6 protein-coding genes are annotated in these 11,174 nt (G+C 76.5%); 2 read left to right on the forward strand and 4 right to left on the reverse strand.

Annotated elements, in window-relative coordinates:
- Positions 1-87: 87 nt before the first annotated feature.
- Positions 88-2,025: a sensor histidine kinase gene (locus CP974_RS21640; RefSeq protein WP_078915800.1), complete on the reverse strand. Its 1,938-nt coding sequence runs from the start codon at positions 2,023-2,025 to the stop codon at positions 88-90.
- A 127-nt stretch (positions 2,026-2,152) separates the two neighbouring features.
- Here CP974_RS21640 and CP974_RS21645 point away from each other — a divergent pair, with 127 nt between their 5' ends.
- Positions 2,153-3,529, forward strand: coding sequence for a cation:dicarboxylate symporter family transporter (locus CP974_RS21645; protein ID WP_037938874.1), 1,377 nt, complete (start codon positions 2,153-2,155; stop codon positions 3,527-3,529).
- Between the two features lie 277 nt (positions 3,530-3,806).
- Here CP974_RS21645 and CP974_RS21650 read toward each other — a convergent pair whose 3' ends face one another.
- Positions 3,807-4,121, reverse strand: a complete 315-nt coding sequence (locus CP974_RS21650) for a hypothetical protein (protein ID WP_031134819.1) — start codon at positions 4,119-4,121, stop codon at positions 3,807-3,809.
- A gap of 313 nt (positions 4,122-4,434) precedes the next feature.
- Here CP974_RS21650 and CP974_RS21655 point away from each other — a divergent pair, with 313 nt between their 5' ends.
- Positions 4,435-6,648 (forward strand): HelD family protein, encoded by a 2,214-nt coding sequence (locus tag CP974_RS21655; protein WP_031134817.1) that lies wholly within the window; start codon positions 4,435-4,437, stop codon positions 6,646-6,648.
- Here CP974_RS21655 and glgB read toward each other — a convergent pair.
- Positions 6,635-9,142 carry a 1,4-alpha-glucan branching enzyme gene (gene glgB / locus CP974_RS21660; RefSeq protein WP_085921171.1) on the reverse strand — a complete coding sequence of 836 codons (2,508 nt, stop codon included), beginning with the start codon at positions 9,140-9,142 and terminating at the stop codon, positions 6,635-6,637. The genes CP974_RS21655 and glgB overlap by 14 nt on opposite strands.
- Positions 9,143-9,200: 58 nt before the next feature.
- On the reverse strand, positions 9,201-10,649 hold the full coding sequence (locus tag CP974_RS21665; protein WP_031137170.1) for a maltokinase N-terminal cap-like domain-containing protein: 1,449 nt from the start codon (positions 10,647-10,649) through the stop codon (positions 9,201-9,203).
- Positions 10,650-11,174: the final 525 nt, after the last annotated feature.

An 11,174-nucleotide genomic window follows, 5' to 3' on the forward strand; every position in this document is an offset into this window, starting at 1 on the left:
CCCGGCCGCCGTCCCCGGTCCTGCCCGTACGGGCCCGCGCCCCCGGCCCGCCGCCCCGGCCGGGAGCCCCGGCTCCACCGCCCGTGCTCATCCCGGTACCTCCCCTCCCGGCTCGGTCCTTGCCGCGCCACCGTCCGCGGCCGGGGACGGCACCCGGCCCGGTCCCGTCCCGTCCGGCCCAGCGCATGCCGCCCTCCGGTCCGGCACCGTACCCGCCCGGTCCGCCGGGGCCCCGCCGGAGCCCGCGCAGGCCGGATCCGCCGCCGTCCCGCCGGAGCCCGCGCAGGCCGGGTCGGGCGCCGCCCCACTGGAGCCCACGCCCGCACCCGCCCGGTCCGCCGCCGTCCCGCCGGAGCCCGCGCCCGCCCGTTCCGCGCCCGCCGTCGGGCCCCCGGCACGGCCCGCGCCCGCCGCCTCCCGCCCCTCCGCCGGGCCCGTCCCCCGCGGGGCGTCCGGCAGGGGGAGGCGGACGGTGAACTCGGCGCCGCCCTCCGGGCCGGTGCGCAGCTCCACCCGGCCGCCCGCGCGGTGGGCCGCCTGACGCACCAGGGGCAGGCCGATGCCCCGGCCGGGGCCGTGCGTGGACCAGCCGCGCGCGAACACCGCGTCCTCCTCGCCCGGCGGCACGCCCGGCCCCGTGTCCGCGACCCGCAGCAGCAGGGCGCCGCCGGTCGCGACCAGGGTCACCGTCACCCGCGCGCCCGCCGAGCCCTGGGCGGCCTCCACGGCGTTGTCGATCAGGTTGCCCAGGATGGTGACGAGGTCCCGCGCCGCCAGACCGGGGGGCAGCACCCCGTCGTCGATCCGGCTGTCGTCGGCCAGCACCAGCTCGACGCCCCGCTCGCCGGCCTGCGCCGACTTGCCGAGCAGCAGCGCCGCCAGCACCGGCTCGCCGACCGCGTCGACCACCCGGTCGGTGAGGGTCTGCGCCAGCTCCAGCTCCGCCGTCGCGAACTCCACCGCCTCCTCCACGCGGCCCAGTTCTATGAGCGACACGACGGTGTGCAGCCGGTTCGCCGCCTCGTGCGCCTGCGCCCGCAGCGCCTGGGTGAAGCCACGCTCGGAGTCCAGCTCCCCGGAGAGCTCCTGGAGCTCGGTGCGGTCCCGCAGCGTCACGACCGTGCCGCGCCGCTCCCCGCCGACCACGGGCCGGGTCGACACGACCAGCACCCGGTCCGCCGTGAGGTGGATCTCGTCCTCGCGGGGCTCGGCCGCCAGCAGGGCGCCGGTCAGTGACGGCGGCAGCCCGAGCCCGGCGACCGGGGCGCCCACGGCGTCCTCCGGCAGGCCCAGCAGGTCCCGCGCCCCGTCGTTGACCAGCGCGATCCGCCGCTGGCCGTCCAGCATCAGCAGTCCCTCGCGCACCGCGTGCAGCGCCGCCTCGTGGTAGGCGTGGACCCGGCTCAGCTCGGTGGCGTTCATCCCGTGGGTGTGCCGCCGCAGCCGGGCGTTGACCACGTACGTGCCGACCGCGCCCAGCGCCAGCGCCGCGCCCGCGAAGCCGAGCAGCGCGGTGACCTGGCGGCGCAGCTGCGCGCTGATCCGGTCGACGGTGATGCCCGCGCTGACCAGGGCGACGACCCGGTCGCGGTCCCACACGGGCGTGACGGTCCGCACCGACCGGCCGAGGGTCCCCTCGTACGTCTCGGTCAGGGTGCCGCCGCGCTGCGCCGCGTCGATGTGGCCCAGGTACGTGCCGCCTATCCGGTCCGTGTCGGGGTGCGTCCAGCGCGTCCCGTCGGGCGCCATCACCACCACGAACGTCACCCCGTGCTCGCCGGTGAGGGCGTCGGCGTACGGCTGGAGGGCGGCCGTCGGGTTGTCGGAGCGGGCGGCGGCGACGACCGAGGGGGAGCGGGCCACGGCCGTCGCGGTGGCCGTGGCCTGCCGGCGCGCGGTCTCCTCCGCCTCGGCGCGGTCGGTGACGTACGCGAAGGCCGCGCAGCCGGCCACGACGACCGCCACCAGCACCGCCTGCATGGCGAAGAGCTGGCCGGCGAGGCTCCTGGGCCGGGGAAAGCGCATGCGGGCCAGTGTGCCCGGCCAGGGTGGCGTGAACGAAACGCACGCAACGGTGACCGGCGTCACAGGGCTGGTGGATAGTCGCGGGGATCCACAGGGACGTGGACCGATCACTTCCAGGGAGGATGCCGTGGCCGCACGCCGGGAACGCACCCACTATCTCTATCTGGCCGTCATCGCGGCCGTCGTACTCGGCGTCGCGGTGGGCTTCGCCGCGCCGGGGGTGGCGCAGGAGCTCAAGCCGCTGGGCACCGGCTTCGTCAGCCTCATCAAGATGATGATCTCGCCGGTGATCTTCTGCACGATCGTGCTCGGCGTGGGCTCGGTCCGCAAGGCCGCGAAGGTGGGCGCCGTCGGCGGCCTGGCCCTCGGCTACTTCATGGTCATGTCGACCGTGGCGCTCGCCATCGGCCTGGTCGTCGGCAACCTGCTGGAGCCCGGCGCGGGGCTGCGCATCACGGAGGAGACCCGCGCGGCGGGCGGGCAGCAGGCGGAGGGGGCGAGCGAGGGCACCGTCGACTTCCTCCTCGGGATCATCCCCAAGACCCTCGTGTCGGCGTTCACCGAGGGCGAGGTCCTCCAGACGCTGCTGGTCGCGCTGCTCGCGGGCTTCGCGCTCCAGGCGATGGGGAGAGCCGGGGAGCCGGTGCTGCGCGGCATCGGGCACATCCAGCGGCTGGTCTTCCGCATCCTGGCGATGATCATGTGGGTGGCGCCGGTCGGCGCGTTCGGCGCCATCGCCGCGGTGGTCGGCTCGACCGGTCTGGACGCGCTCAAGTCGCTGGCCGTCATCATGCTCGGCTTCTACGCCACCTGCGTCGTCTTCGTCTTCCTCGTCCTGGGCACGCTGCTGCGGCTGGTGGCGGGGGTGAGCGTGTTCGCGCTGTGCAAGTACCTGGCGCGGGAGTTCCTGCTCATCCTGTCCACGTCGTCGTCCGAGTCGGCGCTGCCGCGGCTCATCGCGAAGATGGAGCACCTGGGCGTCAGCAAGCCGGTCGTCGGCATCACCGTGCCGACCGGCTACTCCTTCAACCTGGACGGCACCGCGATCTACCTGACGATGGCGGCGCTCTTCGTGGCCGAGGCGATGGGGCAGCCGCTGGCGCTGGGCGAGCAGATCTCGCTGCTGGTCTTCATGGTCATCGCGTCGAAGGGCGCGGCGGGCGTCACGGGCGCCGGGCTCGCGACCCTCGCGGGCGGGCTCCAGTCGCACAAGCCGGCGCTGGTCGACGGCGTGGGCCTGATCGTGGGCATCGACCGGTTCATGAGCGAGGCGCGCGCCCTGACCAACTTCGCGGGCAACGCGGTCGCGACCGTGCTGATCGGCACCTGGACGAAGGAGATCGACAAGGAGCGGGTGGCGGAGGTCCTCGCCGGCCGGGCGCCCTTCGACGAGACCACCCTGCTGGACGACGGCCACGGCCCGGCCGCCCCGGACGGGGACGGCGCCGAAGCCTCCGGTACGCCGCACCGGCCCGCCGGCGCGGGCGAGCCGGCCAGGGTCTGACCGGCCCGGCCCACGCGGGTGCGGGCGCGGCGACCGGAGCGGAACCGGCCTGCCGCGCCCGCGCCTGCGTGCCCGTACCCGCGTGCCCGTACCCGCGTGCCCGTACCCGCGTGCCCGTACCCGCGCGCCCGTAACCCCCGCGCCCGTACCCCTGAGCCCCGTGCCCCGTGCCGATACCGCCCTGCCCGGTGCTCCGTGCCGGCACCCGTACCGCCGTGCCCCGCGCCCGCGCCCGTACCGCCGGGCCCGCGCCCGCGCCCGTACCGCCCGCCACGGGTCAGCTCGTGCCGCCGCCCCGCCCGCGCCCGGCCGTGCGCTGGCTCGCCGCGATCAGGAGGACGCCGGCCAGCATGAGCGCGGTGCCGCCCAGGGTCCCCCACTGCCGGACGTCGAGGTCGGCGGGCATCAGCCCGAAGGCCGCCTGGCAGCACAGGGCGGCGGCCATCACCACCTGTGCCCAGCCGTACAGCCGTGTGCGGCGGACGGTCTTCCGGTTCCAGGGGGGCACCCAGCCGCGGGTGATCGCCGCGGTGCCGGACGCGGCGACGAGCAGCGCCGCCAGCCCGACCGCCAGGCCGAGGTAGAGCCTCATGTCCCCTCCCTGCGGGCCGCGCCCGAGCCCGGCACCGGCGCGATCATGACACCTCCCGTGCCGCACGTCCATGCCCGGACCGGAGGGGCCCCACCGGAGGCCCCGGACGGCCCGGACCGGACGGGACGGGGGCGCCCGCGCGGCGGGCCGGGGGGCGTACACGAAAAAGCCCCGCGCCGCGGAAGTGGCGGGCGGGGTCGGAGCACGCGTAGACTGGTGCATTCCGCGTGCGAGCATGCGAAAGTCGCAGCGGAGTCAACAGGCAAAAGGTATCGCGTCGGGAGTGCAATTGTCAATCCGGGAGACCGAGGCGCTGCGGGACGAGCAGCGGTTCGTCAGCGGGCTCTACCACCGGCTCGACCGACTGCGCGAGCGGGCCGAGGCGGCCGTGCGCGACGCGCTGAGGGACGCCGGGAGCGGGCGGCAGGCGCGGATCGAGCGGGACATCGCCGTCGCCGAGCAGTCCGGGCTGCTCGCCGCGTACGACGCGGGGGAGCAGGGGCTGTGCTTCGGGCGGCTGGTGTTCCGCGACGGGCGCGACCACCACATCGGGCGCATCGGCGTCCGCGAGGACGACGCCGAGCGCACCCCGCTCGTGGTCGACTGGCGCGCCGAGATCGCCCGCCCCTTCTATCTGGCGACCGGCCACACCCCCATGGGCCTGAGCCGCCGCCGCCACCTCACCACGAGCGGCCGCGAGGTCACCGCGCTGCACGACGAGATCCTCGACCTGAGCGACCCGACCCGCAGCGGCCACGAGGGCCGCGACGCCGACGAGGTGCTGCTCGCCGCGCTCGACACCGCCCGCACGGGCCGCATGGGCGACATCGTGCGGACCGTCCAGGCCGAGCAGGACCGCGTCATCCGCGCACCGCACCAGGGCGTCCTCGTCGTGGAGGGCGGACCCGGCACCGGCAAGACCGCCGTCGCCCTGCACCGCGCCGCCTACCTGCTGTACGCGCAGCGCGAGCTGCTGGCCCGCCGCGCGGTCCTGGTCGTCGGGCCCAACGCGGCGTTCCTGCGCTACATCGGGGACGTGCTGCCCAGCCTCGGCGAGACCGGGGTCCTCCTCGCCACCCCCGGCGAGCTGTTCCCCGGCGTCCGCGCGACGGGCGCCGACACCCCGGAGGCCGCCGAGATCAAGGGCCGGGCCGCCATGGCCGGCGTGCTGGCCGCCTACGTCCGCGACCAGCAGACCGTGCCGCCCACCGGCGCGCCGCTGGAGGTCCCCCACGAGGACTACGGCACGCTGCTCATCGACCGGGACACCGCCGAGGACGCCCGCTGGGACGCCCGCGGCACCGGCCTGCCGCACAACCTCGCCCGCCCCCGCTTCGCCACCCGGATCGTCGACGCGCTCACCGCCCAGCTCGCGGACCGGCTCGGCGCCGACCCCTACGGGGGCCCGAACCTCCTCGACGCCTCCGACATCGCCCAGATCGGCAAGGAGGTCGCCGCCAGCGACGAGGTGCACGCCGCCATCGACGAGCTGTGGCCCGTGCTCAGCCCGCAGCGCCTGGTCGAACGGTTCCTGGAGGATCCCCACGGCTACCTCCCCGACGGCGAGGCCGAGTTCCTGCGCCGCGAGCCCGGCGCCCCCTGGACCCCCGCCGACGTGCCGCTCCTCGACGAGGCGGCCGAACTGCTCGGCGAGGACGACTCCGCCGCCCGCGCGGCGGCCGCCCGCGAGCGCGCCCGCCGCGTCGCCTACGCGCAGGGCGTCCTCGACGTGTCGTACGCCTCGCGGACCTACGAGTTCGAGGACGAGGAGTCGGAGGTGCTGGCCGCGCACGACGTCATCGACGCCGAGCGGTTCGCCGAGCGCCACGAGGAGGACGACCACCGCACCGCCGCCGAACGGGCCGCGGCCGACCGCACCTGGGCGTTCGGCCACATCATCGTGGACGAGGCGCAGGAGCTGTCCGCGATGGCCTGGCGGCTGCTGATGCGCCGCGTCCCGACCCGCTCCATGACCCTGGTCGGCGACCCCGCCCAGACCGGCGACCCGGCCGCCTGCGGCTCCTGGCGGGAGATCCTCGGCCCGTACGTCGGGGACCGCTACGAGCACGTCACGCTCGGCGTGAACTACCGCACCCCCGCGGAGATCATGGAGGTCGCCGCCGCCGTGCGGCGCGCCGAGGAGCCGGACTTCCGCCCGCCCCGCTCGGTGCGCTCCACCGGCGTGGCGCCCTGGGAGACCGTCACGGACGACCTGCCGGGCGCCGTCGCGCGGGCCGTCGCCCGCGAGGCGCGCGCCGAGGGGCGGCTCGCCGTCATCGCGCCCGCCGCCCACCATCCGGGACTGGCCGCCGCCCTCCCCGAGGCGGCGCACGGCCCCAACCCGGACCTGACCCGGCCGGTCGTCCTGCTCGACCCCCGGCAGGCGAAGGGCCTGGAGTTCGACACGGTGATCGTCGCGGACCCCGACGGCGTCCGCGCCGCCGGGCCGCACGGCGTCAACGACCTGTACGTGGCGCTGACCCGCGCGACCCAGCGGCTGGGCACCGTACGGCTCAGGCCGGCCTGAGCCAGACCGTCGCCAGCGGCGGCAGCGTCATGCGGACGCCGTCCGGCCCGCGCGTGAGCGCCCCGGCGTTGCGCACGCCGCCGCCGCCGTACCGGACGGCGTCCGTGTTGAGGACCTCCGCCCACGCCGGTACGGACTGGGGGGTCCACAGCCGGTAGTCGTGCCGCACCACGGGCGAGAAGTTGCTCACCGCCAGCAGCGGGGCGCCGTGCGCGTCGTACCGCAGGAACGCGAACACGTTGTCGTCGGCGGCGTCGCCCAGCGCCCACTGGAAGCCCTCGGGGACCGTGTCCCGCTCCCACAGCGCCGGCGTCGCCGCGTACACCGCGTTCAGGTCCCGCACCAGGTCCCGCACGCCCCGGTGGTCGCCCGCCGAGTGGTAGTCGTCGGCCAGCAGCCACCACTCGGGCCCGTCCGTGTGCGACCACTCGGCGCCCTGCGCGAACTCCTGCCCCATGAAGAGGAGCTGCTTGCCGGGGTGGGCCCACATGAAGCCCAGGTACGCGCGGTGGTTGGCGCGCCGCTGCCACCAGTCGCCCGGCATCTTCGACACCAGCGCCTGCTTGCCGTGCACCACCTCGTCGTGGGAGATCGGCAGCACGTAGTTCTCGCTGTAGGCGTACACCATCGAGAAGGTCATCTCGTTGTGGTGGTACTTGCGGTGCACCGGCTCCTTGGAGACGTACACCAGCGAGTCGTGCATCCAGCCCATGTTCCACTTCAGCCCGAAGCCGAGGCCGCCCTGGTCGGTGGGGCGGGTCACGCCCTCCCAGGCCGTGGACTCCTCCGCGACCGTCACCACGCCGGGGCAGCGCCGGTACACGGTCGCGTTCATCTCCTGGAGGAAGCGGACCGCGTCGAAGTTCTCCCGCCCGCCGTGCTCGTTGGGCGCCCACTCGCCGTACTCGCGGGAGTAGTCCAGGTAGAGCATCGAGGCGACCGCGTCCACCCGCAGCCCGTCGATGTGGAACTCCTGGCACCAGTAGACGGCGTTCGCCACGAGGAAGTTGCGCACCTCCGTGCGGCCGTAGTCGAACTCCAGCGTCCCCCAGTCCGGGTGCTCGGCGCGGCGCGGGTCGGGGTGCTCGTACAGCGGCGTGCCGTCGAAGCGGGCGAGCGCCCAGTCGTCCTTCGGGAAGTGCGCGGGCACCCAGTCGACGAGGACGCCGATGCCCTCCTGGTGCAGCCGGTCCACCAGGTGCTTGAAGTCGTCCGGGGTGCCCAGCCGGGCCGTGGGCGCGTAGTACGAGGTGACCTGGTAGCCCCACGACGGGCTGTACGGGTGCTCGGCGACCGGCATCAGCTCCACGTGGGTGAAGCCGAGGTCCTTCACGTACGCGGGCAGCACCTCGGCGAGCTCGCGGTACGACAGCCCCGGCCGCCAGGACGGCAGGTGCACCTCGTACACGGAGAACGGCGCCTCGTGCACCGGTCGCTCGCCCCGGCGGGCCATCCACGCGGCGTCCCCCCACGTGTGGTGCGAGGCGGTGACCACCGAGGCGGTCTCGGGCGGGCACTGGGTGCGGCGGGCCATCGGGTCGGCGCGCAGCGCGTGGTGCCCGTCCGGGCCGACCACCTCGAACTTGTAGAGCGTGCCCTCGCCGATGCCCGGCACGAACAGCTCCCACACGCCGCTCGCGCCGAGCGACCGCATCGGCAGTCCGGTGCCGTCCCAGAACGTCCAGTCCCCGGCGAGCCGCACCCCGCGCGCGTTGGGCGCCCACACGGTGAAGCGCGTGCCCGCCACGCCCTGATGGGTCATCACCCGGGCGCCGAGCGCCGTCCACAGCTCCTCGTGGCGGCCCTCCCGGATCAGGTGCAGGTCCAGCTCGCCCAGCGCGGGCAGGAACCGGTACGGGTCGTGGACCTCCAGCTCGGCGCCGTCGTACGAGACGAGCAGCCGGTAGCCCTCCGGCACGGCCGGAAGCGGCAGGACGCCGGAGAACAGGCCGTCGCCGTCGTCGCGCAGCGGGTGCCGCGCCCCGTCGGCGAGGACCACCGCGACCGCCCGCGCCTGCGGGCGCAGCGCCCGGAACGCCACCCCGCCGGGCACCTGGTGCGCGCCCAGCAGCCCGTGCGGGTCGTGGTGCTCCCCGGCGAGAAGCCGGGCCCGGTCGGCCCCCTCCAGGGCGGCCGGCCCCGGCACCCGGTCGGCCCCCTCGCGGGGCCGGGGCGGCGCGGCGGCGGCCGGGGCCCCGGAGCGGGCGGCGGCCGGGGCGGATCCGGCCGGGGCGGATCCGGTGCCGCCGGCCGCCATGGCCGCGCGGCCGGTCCGTGCGGCGGCGGTCCGTGCGGCGGCGGTCCCGTCCGCGGTGGCCGCGGCGGCCGGGGCGGCCGGGGTGTCCGCGCCGGCCACGGGGCGCGCGGGGGCCTCGGGGGCGGCCGGGACCGGCGGGGACGCGGGGGCCGGGGCCGGCGTGGGGGCGTCCAGGGTGGTGGCGACCGGCTGGGCGGTCCTCGTGGGCGGTTTGCGGGTCGGACGGCGGGGGGTCACGGGGGTGTGTCCTCCTCGGAGGGGTGGGTGAGCAGGGGTGGACGGGCCGGGGACCGGATCAGGGCAGACGGTCGGGGGAGTAGCGGGTGCGGCCGGTCAGCGCCCGCCCGGCGACCGGCGGCAGCGGTGCCACGCCCGGGGGCGCGGCGAGCCGTTCCACGGCCGCCATCGGCACGCGCAGCCAGTCGGGGCGGTGCCGGGCCTCGTAGACGACCTCGTACACCGCCTTGTCCGTCTCGTACGCGCGCAGCAGCGCGGCCTCGGCGCGCGGGTCGCGGCCGGACGCCTCCGCGTACCCGGCGCAGTACGCCTCGCGGCAGCGCTCCGCCCAGCGCGGGTCCAGCGGGTGGTGGGAGTGGGCCGCGTAGTCGAAGGAGCGCAGCATCCCGGCGACGTCCCGCACCGGCGGCTGCGGGCGGCGCCGCTCGGCGAGCGGCTTCGTGGGCTCCCCCTCGAAGTCGATCACCGACCACTCGCCGTCCGCGCTGCGCAGCGCCTGTCCCAGGTGCAGGTCGCCGTGGACCCGCTGGGCGCGCCACGTGCCGCCGTTCTCGGCGAGCGCGGCCACCGTCTCGAAGGCGGCCCGCAGGCCGGGGACGTACGGCATGAGCGCGGGCACCGCCTGGGTGGCGGCGTCCAGGCGGCGGCTCATCGCCACCGCCAGCTCGCGGGCCTGCCGCCGGGCGAGCCGCACCGTCGGCAGCGCCTCCGCCAGGGCCGTGTGGACCTCGGCGGTGGCCCGGCCCAGCGCGTGCGCCTCCGGGACGAAGTCCCGCCCCGCCGCCAGCGCCTCCAGGGCGAGCTGCCAGCCGTCCTGCGAACCGCGCAGGTACGGCTGGAGCACGCCGAGGGTGGCGCCGTCCGGGCCGGAGCCCGCCTCGTACCAGGCGACGGGCGCGGGGACCCGCGCGCAGCCGGCGCGGGCGAGGGCGAGCGGCAGTTCCAGGTCCGGGTTGGCGCCCGGGTGGATCCGCCGGAAGATCTTCAGGATGTAGGCGTCGCCGTAGACGAGCGACGTGTTCGACTGCTCGGCGTCCAGCACGCGCGGGGGCAGTCCGTCGGGGATGGCCACCGTCCGGTGGAAGCGCAGCGGGCCGATCGTGCCGGGCGACCGCAGCCGCTCCAGGAGCAGCGCCGCGAGCCGCGGGTCCTGGAGCGCCTCGTACACGGTGCGTCCCGCCAGCGGCCCCCCGGTGACGCGCCCGATCAGGGCGGGGGCCAGCCGGGGCGGAAGCGCGTCGCACACGCCCAGCAGGAGCTGGTAGCAGTCGCCGGGCGAGGCCGACGCGGTCAGGCCGGGCTGCTGGACGCGGACGAGCAGATGGAGCAGTCCGGGTCCGGCGGGGCCGGGCGGGAGCAGTTCGGTGGCCGACACGAGGGCGAAGCCGGTGACCGGCTTGCCCTTCCCGGCGAACCACCGTCTGCGCGGCAGCCATGCGAGGAGCAGTGGCGCCAGTGACGGCAGGAGGGCGACGGGTGCCCGGGCGGTGGATGCGGTCTCCGACATGGCAGCGCGTCCTTTCCCCGGGTACTACAGAATGCACGGAACGTGCAGAGTGTCCCGGAATGCGGCGTGGGCTGTCCGGCTGTGCGGGACGTGTCGGGCGGGGATGGTCCTTATAGACCCGAATCGACGTATGACGGGGACAGTGCCCAGGGCGGAGCGAGGGAAACGCCCCGCCCTGTCGTACGGGTGTGCGGATGTGCGGTGGGGTGACGCGCCGTCAGCGGCGCGCCGCCGCCGGCCGGGACGCAGGGCCGGCGGGGGTGCCGGCGGGTGTGCTGCCGGGGGTGCCGGCCCGGGTGGGGGCCGGGGCGGGGGCCGCGGTGGCGGACCTGGTGCCGGCCGGGGTGGGGGCCGGGCTTCCGGCCGCGGTGGCGGCCGTGGTGACAGAACTGGTGGCGGCCGTGGTGACGGACCCGGTGGCGGCCGGGGGGTGGGCCGGGGTGCCGGGCCGCGGGCCGGCCGGGGCGGGTGCCGGGGTGGTGTCCGGGGCGGAGGCCGGGGTGTCGGCCGGGATGCCGCGGGGGG

The organism is Streptomyces fradiae ATCC 10745 = DSM 40063 (genome assembly GCF_008704425.1).
GTDB lineage: Bacteria > Actinomycetota > Actinomycetes > Streptomycetales > Streptomycetaceae > Streptomyces > Streptomyces fradiae.